At 52.4% G+C, this 19,628-nt stretch carries 21 protein-coding genes and 1 riboswitch; of the genes, 7 read left to right on the top strand and 14 right to left on the bottom strand.

Annotation, left to right across the window (positions count from 1 at the left end; genetic code table 11):
- Window positions 1-409: 409 nt before the first annotated feature.
- Window positions 410-793: a fluoride efflux transporter CrcB gene (crcB, locus tag GW591_RS10965; protein ID WP_121019794.1), complete on the bottom strand. Its 384-nt coding sequence runs from the start codon at window positions 791-793 to the stop codon at window positions 410-412.
- A gap of 66 nt (window positions 794-859) precedes the next feature.
- Window positions 860-922, bottom strand: a riboswitch (Fluoride riboswitch).
- Between the two features lie 83 nt (window positions 923-1,005).
- Between crcB and GW591_RS10960 the strand changes: the two genes are divergently transcribed.
- Window positions 1,006-1,428 carry a GNAT family N-acetyltransferase gene (locus tag GW591_RS10960; RefSeq protein WP_037037019.1) on the top strand — a complete coding sequence of 141 codons (423 nt, stop codon included), beginning with the start codon at window positions 1,006-1,008 and terminating at the stop codon, window positions 1,426-1,428.
- 4 nt (window positions 1,429-1,432) lie between these two features.
- On the opposite strand, the gene GW591_RS10955 is transcribed toward GW591_RS10960, so the two are convergent.
- Window positions 1,433-2,779, bottom strand: a complete 1,347-nt coding sequence (locus GW591_RS10955) for an aminotransferase class I/II-fold pyridoxal phosphate-dependent enzyme (RefSeq protein WP_013576510.1) — start codon at window positions 2,777-2,779, stop codon at window positions 1,433-1,435.
- A 210-nt stretch (window positions 2,780-2,989) separates the two neighbouring features.
- Here GW591_RS10955 and GW591_RS10950 point away from each other — a divergent pair, with 210 nt between their 5' ends.
- The 6 genes from GW591_RS10950 to tatE all read left to right on the top strand — a co-directional run bounded on the left by GW591_RS10950 (window position 2,990) and on the right by tatE (window position 8,091).
- On the top strand, window positions 2,990-3,946 hold the full coding sequence (locus GW591_RS10950) for a substrate-binding domain-containing protein (protein WP_131638134.1): 957 nt from the start codon (window positions 2,990-2,992) through the stop codon (window positions 3,944-3,946).
- A gap of 46 nt (window positions 3,947-3,992) precedes the next feature.
- On the top strand, window positions 3,993-4,787 hold the full coding sequence (locus tag GW591_RS10945; RefSeq protein ID WP_015690273.1) for a deaminated glutathione amidase: 795 nt from the start codon (window positions 3,993-3,995) through the stop codon (window positions 4,785-4,787).
- A gap of 199 nt (window positions 4,788-4,986) precedes the next feature.
- Window positions 4,987-5,895 carry an ABC transporter substrate-binding protein gene (locus tag GW591_RS10940; RefSeq protein WP_013576507.1) on the top strand — a complete coding sequence of 303 codons (909 nt, stop codon included), beginning with the start codon at window positions 4,987-4,989 and terminating at the stop codon, window positions 5,893-5,895.
- Window positions 5,892-6,875 carry an amino acid ABC transporter permease gene (locus GW591_RS10935; protein WP_166860567.1) on the top strand — a complete coding sequence of 328 codons (984 nt, stop codon included), beginning with the start codon at window positions 5,892-5,894 and terminating at the stop codon, window positions 6,873-6,875. Before GW591_RS10940 ends, GW591_RS10935 begins: the two co-directional genes overlap by 4 nt.
- Complete coding sequence (locus tag GW591_RS10930) at window positions 6,872-7,669, top strand: amino acid ABC transporter ATP-binding protein (RefSeq protein WP_013576505.1); 798 nt, start codon at window positions 6,872-6,874, stop codon at window positions 7,667-7,669. Before GW591_RS10935 ends, GW591_RS10930 begins: the two co-directional genes overlap by 4 nt.
- A 215-nt stretch (window positions 7,670-7,884) precedes the next feature.
- Window positions 7,885-8,091, top strand: coding sequence for a twin-arginine translocase subunit TatE (tatE, locus tag GW591_RS10925; RefSeq protein ID WP_013576504.1), 207 nt, complete (start codon window positions 7,885-7,887; stop codon window positions 8,089-8,091).
- A 97-nt stretch (window positions 8,092-8,188) separates the two neighbouring features.
- Here tatE and lipA read toward each other — a convergent pair whose 3' ends face one another.
- The 12 genes from lipA to lptE form a co-directional block, all read right to left on the bottom strand.
- Window positions 8,189-9,154: a lipoyl synthase gene (lipA, locus tag GW591_RS10920; protein ID WP_119261859.1), complete on the bottom strand. Its 966-nt coding sequence runs from the start codon at window positions 9,152-9,154 to the stop codon at window positions 8,189-8,191.
- A 371-nt stretch (window positions 9,155-9,525) separates the two neighbouring features.
- A complete protein-coding gene (lipB, locus tag GW591_RS10915; protein ID WP_013576501.1) occupies window positions 9,526-10,224 on the bottom strand; it encodes a lipoyl(octanoyl) transferase LipB in 699 nt (232 codons plus the stop codon).
- Between the two features lie 57 nt (window positions 10,225-10,281).
- Window positions 10,282-10,545 (bottom strand): DUF493 family protein YbeD, encoded by a 264-nt coding sequence (gene ybeD / locus GW591_RS10910; protein WP_013576500.1) that lies wholly within the window; start codon window positions 10,543-10,545, stop codon window positions 10,282-10,284.
- A 125-nt stretch (window positions 10,546-10,670) separates the two neighbouring features.
- The gene (gene dacA / locus GW591_RS10905; protein WP_013576499.1) at window positions 10,671-11,879 is read right to left on the bottom strand and encodes a D-alanyl-D-alanine carboxypeptidase DacA; all 1,209 of its coding nucleotides are present in this window, start codon (window positions 11,877-11,879) and stop codon (window positions 10,671-10,673) included.
- Window positions 11,880-12,035: 156 nt separating this feature from the next.
- On the bottom strand, window positions 12,036-13,187 hold the full coding sequence (gene rlpA, locus GW591_RS10900; RefSeq protein ID WP_166860565.1) for an endolytic peptidoglycan transglycosylase RlpA: 1,152 nt from the start codon (window positions 13,185-13,187) through the stop codon (window positions 12,036-12,038).
- Window positions 13,188-13,196: 9 nt separating this feature from the next.
- Window positions 13,197-14,309: a peptidoglycan glycosyltransferase MrdB gene (gene mrdB, locus GW591_RS10895; RefSeq protein WP_013576497.1), complete on the bottom strand. Its 1,113-nt coding sequence runs from the start codon at window positions 14,307-14,309 to the stop codon at window positions 13,197-13,199.
- Between the two features lie 6 nt (window positions 14,310-14,315).
- Entirely contained in the window at window positions 14,316-16,220 is a 1,905-nt protein-coding gene (gene mrdA / locus GW591_RS10890; RefSeq protein ID WP_013576496.1) for a peptidoglycan DD-transpeptidase MrdA, read from the bottom strand.
- A 38-nt stretch (window positions 16,221-16,258) separates the two neighbouring features.
- Entirely contained in the window at window positions 16,259-16,729 is a 471-nt protein-coding gene (gene rlmH / locus GW591_RS10885; RefSeq protein ID WP_013576495.1) for a 23S rRNA (pseudouridine(1915)-N(3))-methyltransferase RlmH, read from the bottom strand.
- A 3-nt stretch (window positions 16,730-16,732) separates the two neighbouring features.
- On the bottom strand, window positions 16,733-17,050 hold the full coding sequence (gene rsfS / locus GW591_RS10880) for a ribosome silencing factor (protein WP_015698163.1): 318 nt from the start codon (window positions 17,048-17,050) through the stop codon (window positions 16,733-16,735).
- A gap of 206 nt (window positions 17,051-17,256) precedes the next feature.
- On the bottom strand, window positions 17,257-17,934 hold the full coding sequence (gene nadD / locus GW591_RS10875; protein ID WP_013576493.1) for a nicotinate-nucleotide adenylyltransferase: 678 nt from the start codon (window positions 17,932-17,934) through the stop codon (window positions 17,257-17,259).
- Window positions 17,935-17,948: 14 nt separating this feature from the next.
- Window positions 17,949-18,989, bottom strand: a complete 1,041-nt coding sequence (gene holA, locus GW591_RS10870; protein WP_013576492.1) for a DNA polymerase III subunit delta — start codon at window positions 18,987-18,989, stop codon at window positions 17,949-17,951.
- Complete coding sequence (gene lptE / locus GW591_RS10865) at window positions 18,986-19,618, bottom strand: LPS assembly lipoprotein LptE (RefSeq protein ID WP_037037035.1); 633 nt, start codon at window positions 19,616-19,618, stop codon at window positions 18,986-18,988. The genes holA and lptE overlap by 4 nt, the downstream gene beginning before the upstream one ends.
- Window positions 19,619-19,628 lie beyond the last annotated feature (10 nt).

Genomic DNA, 19,628 nt, shown 5'->3' with positions numbered 1-19,628 from the left:
TATAGGCAATAAGGAGGAACAGGTAAATATTTGTATTATGAATGAAATAAAAAGTGGCGTTTCGTTTCAGCGCAATTAAGCGTGACGCACAAAGGCAAACGGCGCAATCCAAAGGAATGCGCCGTTTACGGGAAAGGGGGGCTGCGGGTCAGGCGGGGCTGTTAAGCAAAGTATGCCTGTAAAAAAGCCACAACTGTCAGAACACAGAGGGCAACAACCAGGAACTCAGAAGACGTTTTTGGAACAGAAAACATGTCATACCTCAAAGATAAACCAGAGTGAACTGACGCTATTATCTGCAGATAAGATGAAGGAAACATTAAGATACGGCGGGAGGAGGTGAACCCGCGTCACAGATTTATCACAGCGATGCCTTTTGTCATTAAAAAGGCATCGCCGGAGGATAGGATCAGTGTGCGCTGAACCAGCTGACCAGCATAAACGCCAGTAATGTCATGGCCAGTGAGCCGGTCAGATTCAGCGCCATGTTCAGCAGGGCGGCGCCAAAGCGACCATCCTGTAGCATGTAAACCACCTCCAGAGAGAAGGTGGAGAAGGTTGTCAGGCCACCGCAGAAGCCGGTGGTGATCAGCAGCTTCCATACCGGGTCGATATGGGTCAGGCGGGTGAAAATCGCGATGCCCAGACCAATGATAAAGGCGCCGACCAGATTCACGGTCAGGGTGCCGGCGGGCAGTAGCGGACTCATTCCGTTCATTTTGAGACTGACATACCAGCGCACAACGCTGCCAATACCACCGCCAATAAAGACTGCAAGTAAGGTGCTAAACATAGTGATACCTTAAAAAATAGATGAAATTCAGAAAGGCCCGGGCATGACGCTACGAACCTCTCGCGAGATTGCGCAGACATCATCAGCCGGTAAAGGCGGTTTGGGAGGAATGTCATCTCCACAGTGCAAAGTAATGCAGGCGCTCAGTTTACATTGTGTGATGGCGCTTGTGTAGACGCGTTTCGGAAACAGTTTGTGAAAAGGAAAAGGCGATGTTAATCAGAGAAGGTACCGTGCAGGATGCGCCAGTTCTGGCGCAATTGCTGGGGGATTTGGATTATCCCAACAGGTCTGAAGCGATAGCAGAACGTGTGGCAAAAATGGCCGTGAACCCGGACAGCCGCCTGTTAGTGGCCGAAACAGAAGGTCAGGCTGTCGGGTTTATTTCGTTGCATTTCATTCCGCAAATTGCGCTGGCTGGCGAATTTTGCCGTATCAGTTATTTGTGCGTCAGCGATCACGCGCGTGGCAGCGGTATTGGCCAGAAATTGCTGGATGAGGCCGAACGTCTGGCAGCGGACCGGGGGTGTGACCGGATGGAAGTTCACAGCCATACCCGCCGTGTACGCGCCCACACTTTTTATGCGCGTGCGCAGTACGAGGAATCGCCAAAGTATCTGCTGAAAAAACTCTGAATGATCAGACATCCAGCGCCAGCACGATAGCGTCGGCGATCAGATCAACCTGCTCCGGTTTCATCTGACTGGTGCTGATACGGATAAATTGCCCCGGCCCGATGCGGCTGCGCTCGCCGGGCAGAACCGCGATACCGCGCGCGGCCATCGTTACCAGCGCAAACTGTTCCGATGGCACCGGGATCCACATCGCCAGTCCGTCGCGGTCGGGGATATTCACGCCGCGAATGCGCAACGCATCGGACATGGCTTTGCGTCGCTCCGCATACACTTTTTTAGCCTGCGTAATCCCTTCCTGCGTTTTCGGATCGTTAATCAGCCACGCCAGCGCTTCCTGCAAAATACGGCTCGACCAGCCGGCACCAAAGTTACGGAATGATTTGATTTGTTTGATTAAATCCACCGATCCCGAAATCACCGCCAGCCGCAAATCCGGGCCGTACGCTTTGGAATAAGAACGGACATGCACCGTGCGGTCCGGCAGTTTGCTGCCCATACTCAGCGGCGCGTAACGTGACAACTGTCCGATCCCGTCATCTTCAATAATCAGTGTGTTACTTTGGCTGAGAATGTTGGCCAGCGCAGCATAACGTTCTGCGTTAATCGCATGGCCACAATGCGAATGGGTACGTGGCTGAAAAATAAAGGCTGAAGGATTTTTCAGCAGTGCCTGACTGAGTGATTCCGGCGTGGGGCCGAATTCGTCGCACTTCACCGGAATGACCTGCGCACCGAGATTGTCCAGCATATCCAGCAGGCGTGTGGCAGTCGGGTCTTCAATTGCCACCACCGAACCCTGCATCAGCAGGGTTTGCAGCGTCAGGTTCATGCCGTCAAATCCACCATCCGCCGCCATAAAAGCGGGGGCGTCATAAGGCCAGTCCTGGCGTGCGGCCTCAAGCAGCGACGGCGCGATAGCCTCACGCTGATAACTGTTCAGATTGTCTGCGCCAACACCGCGCTGCATGGCTTCGTGCAAGTCAGGCAACAGTGCCGGATCCGGCGATGACAGCGCCAGATCCGCAATAATATGCTCACCAAAATTGCCGATTTTCTCGAAGCGTGCAGGTCGTGGAGACAGCATATCGCCGCACACCCAGACGCCGTTTCGCCCCCGCCCGGCGATCACTTTCTGACGTCGCAACTGACCCCAGGCGGCTGAAACCGTGGCCGGACTGACGCCCAGCGCCTGCGCGAGTTCACGCACGGCGGGAAGATGCGTACCAATCTCGATCACACCGGATCGGATCATCGCTGCGGTTTCAATCGCAATGCCCCGCATGGAACGATCCTGTAATTGCGTCGCTAACCATTCTGCATCCAGCGTTTTTTCGAGAGAGTTTTCTGTCATTTTTTTGCCTTTTGTTCAGTAACAAAGATTCTATTGTACATATTAATTTATGCCATTAGTATCAAACTTAGCCAACACAGGCGATAAAATAATCATCTTGCCGTGAAGATGATGGCCTTAGTAAAAGAATTTGGTGTGTTTTCGGGCAGGTTTGTAAACGCACAGTTGTTTTTCTGCATATCAACCATGCTGACACTTAAGGGGAAAGATGTGACGATTACCATCAGGCTGGCGGTTCGTGACTGGGATTATTTTACGCCGCTGGCATTAGGCGATCTTAAACCGGAAGGGTTTAATCTCGAGATAGACCGCGTGGGCACTTTGGTTGATAACCTGGGGACCAGCGATAAATACGATGCGGGTGAAGTGTCTTTCAGCCGTTATGCACAAGGGCGTGCGCGGGGCGAATCTGATTTACTGGCGATACCGCATTTTCTGATGCGCGGCTTCCGTCAGCGCTGCATCATCACCCGTGAAGACAGCCCGCTGACCGAACTTTATCAACTGGCCGGTAAACGTATTGGCCTGACCGGCTGGCAGGATTCCGGCAATACCTGGACCCGCACGTTGCTGGCACTTGAAGGTGTGGGCATTGAAGATGCGAACTGGTATGTCGGCCGCCTGACCGAAGCGCACCCGATTGTTGACCGTCTGGCCGGCTTTGGCCGCGAAGGGCGCATCGAAGCCGTGCCGGAAGAACGTCCTATGATGGAGTTGTTACAGGAAGGCTGGCTGGATGCGGTATTTACACCGTTTATGCCTGAGGGATTCTTCAAACCTGATTCCGGTTTCCGTCAGTTCCAGCCGGATTTTCGTGCCGCCGAACTGGCCTATTTCAACCGCGTCGGGTACATCCCCGGTATTCACCTGCTGGCAATCAAACCTGCGCTGGCCGAAGAGCATCCGTGGTTACCGCAGGCGCTGAGCGAAATCATCGATCGCTCTTATGAAGTCTGGATGGATAAGCGCGCGAAATATGCCGATACCACGCCATGGTTGCTGGATGATTTACGTCGCACTGTGGTCGATTTACCTGCGGACTGGAATGCAAACGGTTACGCCGCCAATGAAAAGATGATCGACGATTTTGCGCAGGAATTACATGCCCAGGGGCTGACTGCCAGGCGCCTGACGCCGGGAGATTTGTTCCCGAACTTTGCTAAGTAACACTTAACCGATCGCTTTCACAAGTAAGCGACGGGGGGAGTCAAAAATGAAAGTTGCATTAGGTCAGTTTGCGGTTTCCCGTGAATGGGAAGCCAACGTCGAAACCTGTCTTTCGCTGATGGCGAAATCTGTCGAAGCGGGCGTGGATTTGCTGGTGCTGCCGGAAGGCATTCTGGCGCGTGACATTACCGATCCGGATTTGGTTTTAAAAGCAGCACAACCTCTGGATGGCCCGTTTGTCAGTCAGTTGCTGGCGGCCAGTCGTGGCAATCAGATGACCACCATGATGAGCGTGCATACGCCTGCACCGGATGGCCGTGCATATAACGTGCTGATTTCAATCCGTAATGGCGAGATTATTTCTGAATATCAAAAGTTGCATCTTTATGATGCGTTCTCCTCTCAGGAATCAAAAAATGTCACGGCGGGTGACGAAGTACCGCCGCTGGTGAATGTCGCCGGGTTTAACGTCGGCCTGATGACCTGTTATGACGTGCGTTTCCCGGAACTGGCGCGGCGTCTGGTGCTCGACGGTGCCGATGTACTGGTGCTGCCTGCCGCGTGGGTGAAAGGCCCGCTGAAAGAAATGCATTGGGAAGTGCTGGTCACGGCACGCGCACTGGAAAACACCACCTATATGGTGGCCGTGGGTGAATGTGGCGAGCGCAATATCGGCAACAGTATGGTGGTTGATCCGCTGGGTGTGGCTATCGCCCGCGCCGCCGAGGCCCCGGCACTGGTGTTTGCCGAGCTGGATAAAGATCGTCTGGCGCATGCCAGAAAAGTGTTACCGGTGCTGGCAAACCGTCGTTTTGGTTTACCGCAACTGCGTAACGACTGAGTCTGTGCGCGGCCGGTCCTCAACGGCTGCCTCAGCGCTCATGCAGTACCGCGCCCTCACCAGGGGATGCGTTTGTTTTTTCTATAGATAAACAGCCATAAAAAGAAAAACCCGGAAAGTTGCCACGGAAGGTAATCACTATAAAACCACAACATTCATAAACTCACAGACCGACTTTTTACACAGAGGAAACAAGAGAATGATGGCAAAACAACTTCGTCAGATTGCTGTACTGACCGCTGCATTACTTTCCGTATCTTCCATAAATGCCTTTGCTGCTGAAAACGTGACAATCCCGACTCAGACGATGGATCCGGCGATCCACGCAAAATTACCTGCGGATATTCAGAAGTCAGGTGTGATGACCTCTGTGAATAACGGCTCTTTCCCTCCGTATGAAATCGTGACCAGCGCCAACGGTCTGGATGGCGCGAGTGCGGATCTGGCGCATGCGCTGGCACAAGTCATGGGGGTAAAAATAGAGCATGCTTCCGTGAGCGGCTTATCCGGCATCCTCAGCGGCATGGCCGCAGGACGCTACCAGATGGGCATCGGCCCGATCGGCGATTATCCTGATCGTCAGGCGAAAAATGATTTCATCGATTTCGTCAAAGAATATGTCGTCTTCGGGGTGCGCAAAGGTAACCCGGAAAATATCAATTCCCTTGATGATACCTGCGGTAAACGCATTGCCGTGATGGCGGGGGGATCGGCTGAACAGGTTATCCGTAAGCAGTCTGATGTGTGTGTCAAAGACGGCAAACCGGCCGTGACTGTACAGTCATTTGCCGATCAGCCTACGTCGATTCTGGCGGTTCGTTCTAACCGTTCCGACGCGTTCTTCTCTTCTCAGGCACCGCTGACCTATTTTGTGGAAAAAGCCAACGGTCAGCTTGAACTGACCGGCACCGGCAAATCCAACGGCTTTGGCGATATCTTCCAGGGGACGGTCGTCGCCAAAGACTCACCGGTTCGTGACGCGATCCTCGCCGGTTATCAGAAACTGTTCGACAACGGCACGTACGCCATCATCATGAAAAAATGGGGTCTGGAAGGCAATATGATTTCAGCACCGGGCATTAACCTGGCAAAGGCGCAGTCTAAATGACGGATAAATCGTATAGTTCAACGCCGGCAGTCAAGGACGACTATACGCAGGATCCGCGACGTAACGTTGAGTTTTCCCACGCACCGCGTAACTACGGCCGCTGGATTGCCTGGATAGTGGTGTTGCTGATTGCCGCTGATGTGGTTTGGGCCGTTTCGCACAACCCGAACTTCGAATGGCATGTGGTGGCGCAGTGGTTCACGGAAGGGGCGGTGATCAAAGGTCTGGGCGTCACGCTCGGCCTTACCGTGGTGTCGATGCTGCTCGGTGTGTTCATCGGGCTGATGCTGGCGATTGCCCGTTTGTCTGACAGCCTGTTGCTGAGAAGATTAGCAGGGCTGTATATCTGGTTCTTCCGCGGTACGCCGCTGCTGGTACAGTTATTGTTCTGGTACAACATGTCGACGCTGTTCCCGCGCGTGGTACTCGGCGTCCCGTTTGGCCCGGAGTACATGAGCTGGAATACCAATGATCTGATCACGCCGCTGACTGCTGCCATTGCCGGTCTGGCGCTGAATGAAGCGGCATATATGGCAGAAATCATTCGGGCAGGCTTGCTGTCAGTCGATAACGGTCAGGCGGAAACCGCGCAGGCATTTGGCATGAGTCGTGGCCGTGCGCTGCGCCGGATCATCATTCCGCAGGCCATGCGTTCGATTATTCCGCCGACCGGTAACCAGCTGATCAGCATGATTAAAGCGACGTCGCTGGTCAGCGTTATCGCGATGGGCGATTTGCTGTATTCCGTGCAAACGGTCTACAACCGGACCTTTGAAGTGGTGCCTATGCTGATGGTGGCGGTGATCTGGTATCTGTTTATCACGTCATTGCTCAATCTCGGACAGTCTGCGATTGAACGCTATTATTCCCGCGGTACACGCCGGACGTTGCCAAATGCCAAACGGCGTCAGAGCAATGCGGAAGAAAAAACCGCGCCGATCATCAATTCACCGGGCATGGCCCAAAAGGAGGACTTATGAGTCAATTGCCCGCTGACGTACAGTCATCCGGACAAGCATCACTGGTGGTCGCCCGTAATGTGCATAAAAGTTATGGTGATAACGAAGTGCTGAAGGGGATTGATCTGGATGTGAAACCCAGCGAAGTGGTGGTGATCCTCGGGCCGTCGGGTTCAGGTAAATCGACATTCTTGCGCTGTATAAATCATCTGGAAGATATTGATCGCGGTTCCATTATGGTCGGTGGCGAGCAAATCGGTTATGAACTGCGCGGAGACCGTCTGCATAAACTGCCCGAACGGGCGATTGCGCGGCAACGCCGGGATATCGGCATGGTATTCCAGCAATTCAATCTTTATCCGCACATGACCGTATTGCAAAACATCATTGAAGCGCCGGTTGGTGTGCATAAAGAAAGCCGTCATGAAGCGGAGAAATATGCGCGTGAATTGCTGCAAAAAGTCGGCCTGAGTGATAAAGCGAATGCCTACCCGCGTCATCTTTCCGGTGGTCAGCAACAGCGCGTTGCTATCGCCCGTGCGCTGGCGGTGAAACCTAAACTGATGTTGTTCGATGAGCCAACGTCCGCACTCGACCCTGAACTGGTGGGTGAAGTGCTGGCTACCATGCGGGATCTGGCAAAGCAGGGGCTGACGATGATTGTGGTGACGCATGAAATCGGTTTTGCAAAAGAGGCTGCAGATCGCGTGGTGTTTATGGATCGCGGCGTTGTCGTTGAGCAGGGGGCAGCGGATGATGTTCTGGTCAATCCGAAACATCAGCGGACACAGGCTTTCCTGAGCCGCTTTATCTGATCCGAAATCAAGTTTGCAGGTGGTTTGCTGTAAATAAAGACAGAAGTCCTTTATGGGCGTGCTGTTCACGCTCATAATAACTCACTCTGGTCACAATGCGCACAGTTGCGGATCCGTTCTGTTACATTTTCGGGTTGTATTAACGTCGCGAATGGCCGTTAATAACGGCAAATTGTCACTGCTGTTTTCCAGCACTCAGTGTAAAGAAGGTATGTATGGAAGGTTTAAGTATTACTAAATTGTTGGTGGTCGGCGTGCTGATCGTTCTGTTGTTCGGTACCAGCAAACTGCGTTCTCTGGGCGGTGACCTGGGCGCGGCACTGCGTGGCTTTAAGAAAGCCATGAACGATGATCCGGCTCCCGCTTCTGCTGAAAAAACCGCAGAAGAAAAGCCAGCTCAACGTGTTGAGCACAAAGACTGAGTTTTCAGAACGCCAGTCTCCGGCCTCTTAGCAAACGAAAAAGGTTGTTCTTGCGAACAACCTTTTTGTCTTTCTGAAGCGAAAAAGTAACGAGATATTACTTAACTTCTAACCCTTTGGCTTGCAGGTCGGCGTGATAAGAAGAACGCACGAACGGACCGCAGGCTGCATGGGTGAAGCCCATTTCCATCGCTGCTTCTTTCATCTGATCAAACTCTTCAGGGCTCACATAACGCTGCACCGGAAGATGGTGACGGCTTGGCTGTAAGTACTGGCCGAGTGTCAGCATCGTTACGCCATGACGACGCAGATCGCGCATCACTTCGATAATTTCTTCGTTTGTTTCGCCCAGACCCACCATCAGACCTGATTTGGTTGGAATTTCCGGGTGCGCTTCTTTAAAACGTTGCAGCAGCGTCAGGGACCACTCGTAGTTAGCACCCGGACGAACCTGGCGGTAAACACGCGGCACGTTTTCCAGATTGTGGTTAAACACGTCCGGCGGGCTGGCGTTAAGAATTTCCAGCGCACGATCCATACGTCCACGGAAATCTGGTACCAGCGTTTCGATTTTGATGGTCGGGTTTTTTGCACGGATAGCCGTAATACAATCCGCAAAATGCTGAGCACCGCCGTCGCGCAAGTCATCCCGGTCAACCGAGGTGATCACGACATAACGCAGACCCATATCAGAAATAGTCTGTGCCAGTTTTTCCGGCTCGTTGATATCAGGTGCGGTTGGACGACCATGTGCCACATCGCAGAACGGGCAGCGACGGGTACAAATGGCACCGAGGATCATGAACGTTGCGGTACCGTGGTTGAAGCACTCGGAAAGGTTAGGGCAGGCCGCCTCTTCACAAACGGAATGCAGGCCATTCTTGCGCAGTGCTGATTTAATGCCCTGAATTTTTGTTGAGTCGGCAGGCAGTTTGATTTTCATCCATGCCGGCTTACGTAACATTTCCTGCCGGTCACTGACCACGGTTTTCACCGGAATTAACGCCATCTTATCTGCATCGCGGTATTTGACGCCGCGTTCCATCTGAATCGGTTTACTCATAATCTTGCAGCTTCCAGGTTTGTCACTCGTTATCCGAGTTTTTTCAGGACATTCAATGAACTGGCTGATTCATCAAAAAAAGTAGAAATAATGCGGAAATTATATCATTGAAGCATCCCTTCGTTCAGCCCTTCGTCATGACCGGAAGTGCTAAATGCTGCAATTTTTTAACCTTAAACAGGAAGGGTTATCAAAAAAGGAGTCATTAATTGAATGTAATATTTTGAAAATACTGATTATTTTAGCGGTTCGCTGAGGGGGCTGATGGGGTGTTAATGGTGTGTAAATATTTTCTCGCGCTCCCGATAAATGACAAAAACACGAGGTACGCGAGAAAAGATCAATACAGCCGTATCAGCTCTGCCCAAAAATCACGGCGGAGAAGGGGCGTAATGTTCTATCTGCCAGGGCAGATAATCAACCTGCTGATAATCAAGGCGATGGTTGAAGGATTTCACCAGAACCGGCATCACCTGATCGACCGTCAGCCCCGGTTTTTCGAGGCTAACCTGCGTCATTTCAAGGCCAGCATAACCACAGGGGTTGATGCGGTGGAAAGGCTCCAGATCCATATCAATATTTAATGCCAGGCCGTGTAACGAACAGCCTTTGCGGATGCGTAACCCTAGCGAACAAATCTTTTTGCCATCGACATACACGCCCGGCGCGTCCGCACGCGGATAAGCGTCGATAGAGAAGTGTGCCAGCGTATCCACCACCGTTTGCTCAATTGCCGTCACCAGTTGACGGACACCGAGTTTTTTTCGTTTTAAATCCACCATCACGTACATTACCTGCTGACCGGGACCGTGATACGTCACCTGACCGCCGCGATCGCTCTGGATAACCGGAATATCACCGGGCATCAGAACATGTTCAGCTTTGCCTGCCTGACCCTGCGTAAAGACACGGTGATGCTGAACCAGCCAGATTTCATCAAGCGAGTCGGCATTTCGGTGCTCAGTAAAATGGTGCATGGCCAGAGAAACCGGTTCATAGGGCTGAAGACCAAGCTGGCGCAGTACGATACGTTCTTGCGGATTTTGTGATTGCACGGCAGTTATCGTCATTGAAGAGGGGGAAAACGCGCGACAGTGTGACTCCCGCGCGGATCGGTCAGAAAGGGCTTACAGCACCATGCGGACAATTTCGATATTGCCCAGTTCATCGTACAGGGTTTCGACCTGGTCGATGTGAGTCGCAGTGATCGTAATCGAAACGGAGTGGTAATTCCCTTTACTGCTCGGTTTTACCTGAGGATTGTAATCGCCAGGCGCATGGCGTTGCACGACTTCCACAACCTGGTCTACCAGCTCGGGTTGTGCCAGGCCCATTACTTTGTAGGTAAAGGGACAAGGGAATTCGAGCAGTTCGTTCAGTTTGGTTTTCATGTGCACTCCAGCGTGTTGTACAGCGTATTAAGTGTTGTCTCTGAAAGTATAACTCCCGCCGTAGCGGGAGCTATAATCTATACCGGTTATATGGGGATTGTTGCAAACTTTTTCAAGCGGGCAACTTAGCCAAACCAGTGGTGGAACATCAGTTTGATGTAATCCACGATGCGACCGAAGAAGCCGCCTTCTTTCACTTCGTTCATGACCACCAGAGGGCGCTCATCAATGGTTTTGCCATCAAGCTGGAAATTGATCGACCCAACCACCTGATTTTTCTGCAAGGGCGCATGCAGTTCCGGTGTGTTCAGCACGTAGCTGGCTTTCAGATCTTTCATACGACCACGTGGGATCGTCAGGTAAGCATCTTTCTCAACGCCCAGTGCGACGCGGTCGGTATCACCGAACCAGACAGGTTCTGACGCGAACTCTTTACCGGCTTTCAGCGGAGAAACGGTTTCGAAGAAACGGAAGCCCCAGGTCAGCAATTTTTTACTTTCAACTTCACGGCCTTTATACGTATGACCGCCCATCACTGCGGAGATCAGACGCATCTGGCCTTCTGTCGCAGAAGCTACCAGGTTATAGCCCGCTGAATCAGTATGACCGGTTTTAATGCCGTCAACATTCAAGCTGTTATCCCACAACAAACCGTTACGGTTCATCTGGCGGATATTGTTGAAGGTGAATTCTTTCTCTTTGTAGGTGGCATATTCTTCCGGTACATCACGGATCAGCGCCTGACCAATCAGCGCCATATCGCGGGCTGAGCTGTACTGGCCAGCGGCATCAAGACCATGAACGGTGCCGAAATGGGTATTTTTCAGACCCAGAGAGTTCACGTAATTGTTCATGATGGCAACGAAAGCATCCTGACTTCCGGCCACATGGTCAGCCATTGCCACACAGGCGTCGTTACCGGATTGCAGAATGATCCCGCGGTTGAGCTCAGAAACCGGTACACGGTCGCCGGGTTTGAGGAACATCAGGGAAGAGCCCTTGAACACCGGATTGCCGGTTGCCCAGGCGTCCGGACCCACGGTAACGATGTCGGTCGGAGAGATTTTGCCGGCTTTGATGGACTGACCGATAACATAACTGGTCATCATTTTAGTCAGGCTGGCTGGGTCGCGGCGCGCATCGGCATTCATTTCTGCCAGAACTTTGCCGGAGTTGTAGTCGATCAGGATATAGGCTTCAGCATCAATCTGCGGAACGCCAGGGATCATTGTTTTTAAATTAACATCGTCGGCATAGGCGGACGCTGCACTCAGAGTGATTACGGTGCCAAATGCGAGGCTTTTGACTAAACGTGAAGTATTTACAAGTTTCATGATCGGGACAACAACATCCGTGGGAGTAAGTGATAAACGTGCGCCACTATAGCAGAAGAGTCATAAGTCAGACATCTTCGATTACCGGCGCTTACTGACTTTTACTTATAAGACAGGGGACTTATAAGAACGGGGCCGATGCCCCGTATTTTGAGATTACATGCCAGCAGTGACGAAAGACTGCTGCTGAGCTTCGCTGGCCAGTCGCTGTTTCAGCTGTTCGGCCTGCTGGCGGGTGGTGAACGGACCAAGCTGCACGCGATAGGTGCTGCCATTGGCCTGTACTTTACCGGGTACAGAGAAGCGCTGGCTGAGGCTTTTTTGCCACAGTTGCGCGTTCTGAGGATTACTCAGTGCGCCAACCTGTACCATAAATCCCGAGGAAGGAATGGCAGTGGTATGCGCAGGCGCTGCGGAGGCCGCAGCTGCTGCTACCGGTGCGGCACTGGCGACAGCAACCGGTGCTGTTACCGGTTCGCTGCCTTCTAACACACCCTGACGCAGAGGTGTTGGCGCGCTCAGAAACCCGCCGCCGCTGCTGTTACCGGACATCGTGGTCGCTGCTGGCGCAGAGGCTACGGCGCCGTTGTTATCTTCGTCATTCGTTAATGGCGCAGCATTAGGATTACTCAGGGTGCTGTTACTGATCGGGCGTACATCTGACGTATTCGGCGGCTCTGCTGTCAGCGTAGGCGTCCCCATATTGCTGGCGCCTAAACTTGGACGAGACGGTAATGCATAAGATTGTTTGGCGACGGTCGTACCAATAGTCCCCGGGCCGGAAAGCGTGCCGTCAGGCGCAACGTTGATAAAATCAATGCGTACTTTGGTGCTGTTGGTCAGGTTCAGACGGTCTGCCGCAGCCTGAGACAAATCGATAATTTTGCCCGGCACATAAGGGCCACGATCGTTAACACGCACGACCAGCATGCGTCCTGTCGCCATGTTGGTGACGCGGACATAGCTTGGGATCGGCAATGTCGGATGCGCAGCGGTCATGGCTGTCGGGTCGAATTCTTCACCGAGCGCGGTAGTGTTGCCTCCATTCTCCTGACTGTACCAGGCCGCTTGTCCTACCTGCGAAAAGTTGGACGGGTCTTTGATGATCTTATAGGTTTTACCGTTAACGGTATAATCCTGCATCGTGCCCTGATTATAAGGTTCGTAACGCGGATCAGCCCCGCCGATTTCTACCACAGGGCCATTGTAGGCTTGCTGCGGTGCCGGTTGTTGTTGCTGTGTATCTTCAGTGGCACAACCACTTAACAGCAAACCGATAATGACAGCTCCAAGCCACTCCTTACGCATTGCTCACCTCTATAAGTTTTTCGACAACATTTTTCGATGAGTATGTATCGACATAACGATACCAAACCCTGCCATTAGCACGATGAGTGCTGACCCGCCATAGCTGACCAGAGGCAAAGGTACCCCAACTACCGGGACAATACCACTGACCATGCCGATGTTAACAAACACATAAACGAACAGAATCAGCATCAGTCCGCCGGACATCACGCGGCCAAAAGTAGTCTGTGCATGGGCGGCGATCACCAGACCGCGCATGATCAGGCATAAGTACAGCCCAAGCAGCACCAGAACACCAATCAACCCCAGTTCTTCGGCGAGTACAGCGAAGATAAAGTCGGTATGTCGCTCGGGCAGGAATTCCAGCTGAGACTGCGTGCCATGCAACCAGCCTTTGCCGGAAAAACCGCCAGAGCCGATGGCAATTTTAGACTGAATAATATGATAGCCCGCACCCAGCGGATCGCTTTCAGGATCAAGCAACATCATGACGCGGTCGCGCTGATAGTCGTGCATCAGGAAGAACCACAGGATCGGGATAAATGCGGCAACCAGCAGGGCGGCGACGGCAATCAGTTTCCAGCTCATGCCCGAAAGGAACAGCACGAATAAACCGGATGCGGCAATCAGAATCGAGGTGCCCAGATCGGGCTGTGCCGCGACCAGCAGGGTAGGGATGAAGATTAATGCCAGGGCAATCGCGGTATTTTTAAGTGAAGGCGGGCAAACGTCGCGATTGATAAAGCGCGCGACCATCAGAGGCACGGCGATTTTCGCCAGTTCTGACGGCTGGAATTTAATGATCCCCAGATCCAGCCAGCGCTGTGCACCTTTACTGATACTGCCGAAGGCATCCACCAGCACCAGCAGGAAAACGCAGAAGATGTAGAGATAAGGTGCCCAGCTTTCGTAAACGCGCGGCGGGATTTGTGCCATGACCAGCATAATCACCAGACCCATCAGGATCTGGCCGATTTTACGTTCCATCATGCCCATGTCCTGACCACTGGCGCTCCACATCACGAACGCACTGTAGGTCAGCAGCGCGAGCACGATCAGCAACATCGTCAGGTCGATATGCATTTTCGACCACAATGATCTTTTTTGTTGGTTCTCAGTCATTGACGGTTAATCACCTTCGGTTCCCGGTGGCGCTGGCGCGTCAGCCGGTAATTGTGTCGTGTTGTCGCCCAGTAAAATGTGGTCGAGTATCTGGCGTGAAATTGTCCCCACTGCCGGACCCGCACCGCCATTCTCCAGAACCACGGCAACGGCCACGGTCGGTTTGTCATAGGGTGCAAAAGAGGTCATCAGCTTGTGGTCACGCAGATGCTCAGCGATTTTATGCGCATTATAGATTTCATTGGCTTTCAAACCGTAAACTTGTGCTGTCCCGGATTTTGCGGCGGCTTTATAAGGCGCGTCAGCAAAGTACTTGCGGGCCGTACCGTTCGGACGGTTTGCTACGCCATACATACCGTCTTTGGCAATTTCCCAATAGCCGGAATGAATATCGCCAATCTGGGTCGTTTCCTGTTGTTTGTACGGCACCTGCTGGCCATCAACTTTGGTGCTCAGCAACAAATGTGGCGTTTTGACATTGCCGTCATTAATCAGCGTGGTCATGGCTTTCATGATTTGGATTGGAGTTGCGGTCCAGTAGCCCTGACCGATACCCACCGGAATGGTGTCGCCCTGATACCAGGGTTTTTTGAAGCGTTTAAATTTCCAGTCGCGGTTTGGCATATTCCCGCTACGTTCTTCTGATAAATCGATACCGCTGTACTGGCCGTAACCAAATTTGCCCATCCACTCGGAAAGACGGTCAATCCCCATATCATAAGCAACCTGATAGAAGAAGGTATCAGCCGATTCCTCAAGGGCTTTCGTCACATTCAGGCGACCATGCCCCCAGTGTTTCCAGTCGCGGTAACGCTTGTCTGAACCCGGTAACTGCCACCAGCCTGGATCAAACAGGGAGGTGTTTTTATTGATAACACCCGTTGTCAGCGCAGAAACTGAAATATACGGTTTCACAGTAGACGCTGGCGGATAAACCCCCTGCGTTGTCCGGTTGATCAGCGGCTTATTGGGGTCGTTAAGCAGCGTGTTGTAATCTTTACTTGAGATGCCATCCACAAACAGGTTCGGGTCATAACTCGGGTTAGACACCAGTGCACGGATGGCGCCATCGCGCGGATCGGTAACCACCACAGCGGCGCGGCTGCCGGTCAGCAAGACTTCAATATATTGCTGTAATGGCAAGTCGATCGTCAGGTAAATATCTTTGCCCGCCTGCGGCGGTTCTTCGTGTAGCTGGCGGATAACGCGGCCACGGTTGTTCACTTCAACTTCTTCATAGCCGGTTTTACCGTGAAGCGTGTCTTCGTAATAGCGCTCAATGCCGAGCTTACCAATGTCGTGCGTGGCGGCATAGTTGGCCAGAATGCCATCTTTATCGAGGCGTTCAACGTCACGGTCATTGATTTTCGATACATAGCCGATAACGTGCGTCAGCGCTGAACCATACGGATAGTAGCGACGCTGATAGCCTTTGACTTCAACGCCGGGGAAGTGGAACTGGTTGACGGAGAAACGCGCAACCTGAACTTCAGTCAGGGCCGTTTTGACGGCAATAGACGTAAAGCGTCGCGAACGCTGGCGCTCTTTTTTGAAGTTATCGATATCTTCCTGCGTGAGGTCAACTATCGGTTTGAGGCCTTCAAGCGTGGCCTGCAAATCGTCCACTTTTTCCGGCACCAGTTCAAGCTGATAGATCGTGCGGTTCAGCGCCAGCGGCGTACCGTTGCGGTCATAGATAATGCCGCGGCTGGGCGCGATCGGCACCAGCTTGATACGGTTATCGTTAGAACGGGTTTGGTAATCCTGAAAACGGACAATTTGCAGATTATAAAGATTAAAAGCTAAAACGCCGCTAAGTAGCAGAATGCCGATAAACGCCACCAGTGCACGGCGCACAAAGAGGGCTGATTCAGCCGTATAGTCGCGAAAAGGGTTACGATCTATTTTCATCCCACTACTTAATTCATGTTGCTGACATTCACCACCCGTTATTCGCGGTGATATGGATGATTAGTGGTAATACTCCAGGCGCGATAAAGACTTTCCGCCACCAGAACCCGCACCAGCGGGTGAGGAAGCGTCAACGGAGAGAGCGACCAGCTCTGTTCCGCTGCTGCTTTACAGGCCGGTGCCAGCCCTTCCGGACCGCCGATCAACAGGCTGACATTGCGTCCGTCCTGCTTCCAGCGTTCCAGTTGTTGCGCCAGTTGCGGGGTTTCCCATGGTGTCCCTGGAATATCCAGCGTCACGATGCGATTCCCTTTACCGACAGCGGCCAGCATCTGCTCGCCTTCTTTTTCAAGAATGCGCTTGATGTCTGCGTTCTTCCCACGTTTCCCGGCCGGAACCTCTGTCAGTTCAAACGGCATATCTTTAGGGAAACGGTGCAGATAATCGTTAAAACCGGTTTGCACCCAGTCAGGCATTTTGGTGCCGACGGCGACAAGTTGCAGCTTCACGCATCAGCCCCAGAGTTTCTCAAGCTCATACAACTGACGGCTTTCTTCCTGCATAACGTGCACGATCACTTCGCCCAGATCGACAACCACCCAGTCAGCTTCATTAATGCCTTTCACACCCATGGCATCAAGGCCAACGGCTTTAATTTCTTCAACCAGATGCCCGGCGATGGACATGACATGGCGGCTTGACGTGCCGGTACAGATAATCATGCAGTCAGTAATACTGGATTTACCTTTAACATCAATGGCGATGATGTCTTGTGCTTTCAGGTCATCGACTTTATCGACAACAAAATCTTGGAGCGCTTTACCTTGCAAAGGTTCCCCCTGGGGATGTTTGAAACAATTGACCTCACGAGATGTCCGCCGGTGTGGCACCGAAGCAATGATCAATCTCATGAAGGATAAACATAGCGGTTGTCTGGAAAACAGCTTAAAACGTTTAACAATCAATACATTGTATTGGTTGATTACGCAGCGTTATCGAGAGCCGAAATTAAGCGGCGCAGTATAGCACGCGTTAGCTACTCGCGGTACAAGCCCTGTGATTCTATATAACGCTCAACGGCGGAAGGCAGTAAATCTGAGCAATCAAGACCCGCATGACGGCGTTCACGGATTTCAGTCGCTGAAATATCCAGCAATGGGGTATTGGCCTGATAAATGAATCCGGCCGGTTTTTGCTTAAGCGCATTGGCATCATTCACCCGATGGGCGTCATACCATTTCTGCAGTTCCGGTGTATCAAGTTGTTCCTGATAACCCGGACGCGCCATTACCACGATATGACAGAAATCCAGTAACGATTCCCAGCGGTGCCACTTATGCAGCGTCAGTAACGAATCCTGGCCAATGATAAACGCCAGCGGGCATTTGTCGCCATGTTCTTTACGTAACGTTGCAAGTGTCTCAATCGTGTAGGAGGGCGTATCAACAGCCAGCTCGCGGGGGTCGACTGAAAACAGCGCGTTATCCGCCACAGCCAGCTTCGCCATATGCAGACGTTGCTGCGGCGTGGCTTCGGGTTGTGGCCGGTGGGGAGGAACGTTGTTGGGCAGCAGGATCACCTGATCAAACCCGGCCTGCGCTGCCAGCGCTGCAACGGGTTTCAGATGACCATAATGGATCGGGTCAAACGTACCGCCAAAAAAAGCCAGCAGCTTTTCAGCGGTTGCAGAAGAATGTGCGGCGCGGCGCGGCATAACGGTGTCCTGCTTCAATACGAACCCAACTCCGTCAATCCGGTGGGTAAGGATTTCCCACAGAGTAGCATAGACAGGCTTTCAAGCTCGGCCCAGACTGACTGACCGTAATCCTGTTTTAGTGTGATTTCCATCTGGGTCAGTAAGCGAACGGCCTGAGACAGCTGGGCAAGAGACAGGCGTTGCAGTGCCTGAGTCACCAGCGCCCGGCGGTTTTGCCAGACTTTTTGTTGATCAAACAGGGTCCTGATCGGCGTCGTGTCCATTTTCCGTTTCAGATTGAGCAGCATCAGCAGCTCACGCTGTACGGTTCGCAGTAAAATAACCGGCTCGCTGTCTTCCTGTTGCAACTGACGCAAAATATGCCAGGCTCGCTTACTTTTCCCGGCCAGTAACGCATCCAGCCAGTGATAAGGTGTGAAATGTGCCGCATCGTTGACGGCCTCTTCGACGCGCGGTAGCGTGAGTTTGCCATCCGGATAGAGCAGGGAAAGACGCTCCAGCGACTGCGCCAGCGCCAGCAAATTTCCTTCATAGCAGTAGCACAAAAGCTGATTAGCCGGTTCATCGAGTTCAAGTGAAAGTTCTTTGGCGCGACGGGTCACCCAGCGGGGAAGTTGTGCCTGTTCGGGCGTCTGACAACTGACGAAAACACCTTTGTCACTTAACGCTTTAAACCAGGCGCTGTTTTCCTGCGCTTTAGTCAGTTTTGTACCGCGCAACAGCAGCAGAATATCGTCGTGGAGCAGGGTGGTCAGTTTGAGTAATTGTTCTGCCATCGGCGCCGTCGGGCCATTTTCGGGCAGAATAAGCATCAGGGTCTGCCGGCTGGCAAACAGGCTCAGGGCCTGACAGATGCTGAAGATGGACTCCCATTCGGTATGGGCGTCAAGAATGTAGGTGTAGTGCTCCTGGAAGTCAGCCTGCTGGGCAGCGTGACGTATGCTGTCCTGGCTTTCCTGCAAAAGCAAAGGGTCGTTTCCACATAACACATAACAAGCGCGCAGCCCCTCACGGAGCTGCGCGGCAAGTTGTTCCGGATAAACTCGGATCATTGTGCGGAAGGGGTGGCCGGTGCCGTGGAAGATGCCGCAGAGGCATCAGACGACGTCGTGGCTGATGAACCGGTAGAAATGACTTCTACCTGACGCCCGCCGACATCCTCTGCTTTCTGCAATTCTGAAGCATGGACGGTCAGCAACTTACGGATCAGTTGCTGCGCAGCCTGCTGGCGCATTTCCTCGATAATGATGTCCTGTTCGTTATCTTTGGCCAGCGCCGTTAACGGGTTGTCAAAGAAGGAACGGAACACTTTTACATGGATAGGATACAAATCCTTGCCAGGCATCAGAACCGTCGCATTAATGTTCATTTCCATCTGATATTCCGCAGTCTTACCGTCCTGGAAGATTGATGCGGTAGTCTGACCCACTGACTCAGCCCCAATGCGCAGCGACGGGATATCCTTACGCTGTTCTTTGGTCGGATCATCAACAATGGTCACATTACTTAGACGCAACTGGGTCCTGATATTACGAGTCAACGGACCATATGGATCCCCACTGTCCAAAACGATTGTTTTCAGTTCGTCAGGAACATTGGTTTTCCCACGTAAATGGAATCCACAACCTGCTGTAACCAGCACTGCTGCGGTGAGCAGCAATGTCATTATGGGATGTCGCACAGATCCTCCT

Origin of the sequence: Rahnella aceris, from assembly GCF_011684115.1 — a bacterium.
Taxonomy (GTDB): domain Bacteria; phylum Pseudomonadota; class Gammaproteobacteria; order Enterobacterales; family Enterobacteriaceae; genus Rahnella; species Rahnella aceris.
The sequence above is the reverse complement of the archived record's forward strand: the minus strand, read 5'-3'. Positions and strand labels throughout refer to the sequence as shown.

What these genes read in the sequence shown, in the direction of transcription:
- crcB (WP_121019794.1), bottom strand. Translation starts at nt 793, where the DNA reads ATGTTTAGCACCTTACTTGCAGTCTTTATTGGCGGTGGTATTGGCAGC.
- GW591_RS10960 (WP_037037019.1), top strand. Translation starts at nt 1,006, where the DNA reads ATGTTAATCAGAGAAGGTACCGTGCAGGATGCGCCAGTTCTGGCGCAA.
- GW591_RS10955 (WP_013576510.1), bottom strand. Translation starts at nt 2,779, where the DNA reads ATGACAGAAAACTCTCTCGAAAAAACGCTGGATGCAGAATGGTTAGCG.
- GW591_RS10945 (WP_015690273.1), top strand. Translation starts at nt 3,993, where the DNA reads ATGAAAGTTGCATTAGGTCAGTTTGCGGTTTCCCGTGAATGGGAAGCC.
- GW591_RS10940 (WP_013576507.1), top strand. Translation starts at nt 4,987, where the DNA reads ATGATGGCAAAACAACTTCGTCAGATTGCTGTACTGACCGCTGCATTA.
- GW591_RS10935 (WP_166860567.1), top strand. Translation starts at nt 5,892, where the DNA reads ATGACGGATAAATCGTATAGTTCAACGCCGGCAGTCAAGGACGACTAT.
- GW591_RS10930 (WP_013576505.1), top strand. Translation starts at nt 6,872, where the DNA reads ATGAGTCAATTGCCCGCTGACGTACAGTCATCCGGACAAGCATCACTG.
- tatE (WP_013576504.1), top strand. Translation starts at nt 7,885, where the DNA reads ATGGAAGGTTTAAGTATTACTAAATTGTTGGTGGTCGGCGTGCTGATC.
- lipA (WP_119261859.1), bottom strand. Translation starts at nt 9,154, where the DNA reads ATGAGTAAACCGATTCAGATGGAACGCGGCGTCAAATACCGCGATGCA.
- lipB (WP_013576501.1), bottom strand. Translation starts at nt 10,224, where the DNA reads ATGACGATAACTGCCGTGCAATCACAAAATCCGCAAGAACGTATCGTA.
- ybeD (WP_013576500.1), bottom strand. Translation starts at nt 10,545, where the DNA reads ATGAAAACCAAACTGAACGAACTGCTCGAATTCCCTTGTCCCTTTACC.
- dacA (WP_013576499.1), bottom strand. Translation starts at nt 11,879, where the DNA reads ATGAAACTTGTAAATACTTCACGTTTAGTCAAAAGCCTCGCATTTGGC.
- rlpA (WP_166860565.1), bottom strand. Translation starts at nt 13,187, where the DNA reads ATGCGTAAGGAGTGGCTTGGAGCTGTCATTATCGGTTTGCTGTTAAGT.
- mrdB (WP_013576497.1), bottom strand. Translation starts at nt 14,309, where the DNA reads ATGACTGAGAACCAACAAAAAAGATCATTGTGGTCGAAAATGCATATC.
- mrdA (WP_013576496.1), bottom strand. Translation starts at nt 16,220, where the DNA reads ATGAAAATAGATCGTAACCCTTTTCGCGACTATACGGCTGAATCAGCC.
- nadD (WP_013576493.1), bottom strand. Translation starts at nt 17,934, where the DNA reads ATGCCGCGCCGCGCCGCACATTCTTCTGCAACCGCTGAAAAGCTGCTG.
- holA (WP_013576492.1), bottom strand. Translation starts at nt 18,989, where the DNA reads ATGATCCGAGTTTATCCGGAACAACTTGCCGCGCAGCTCCGTGAGGGG.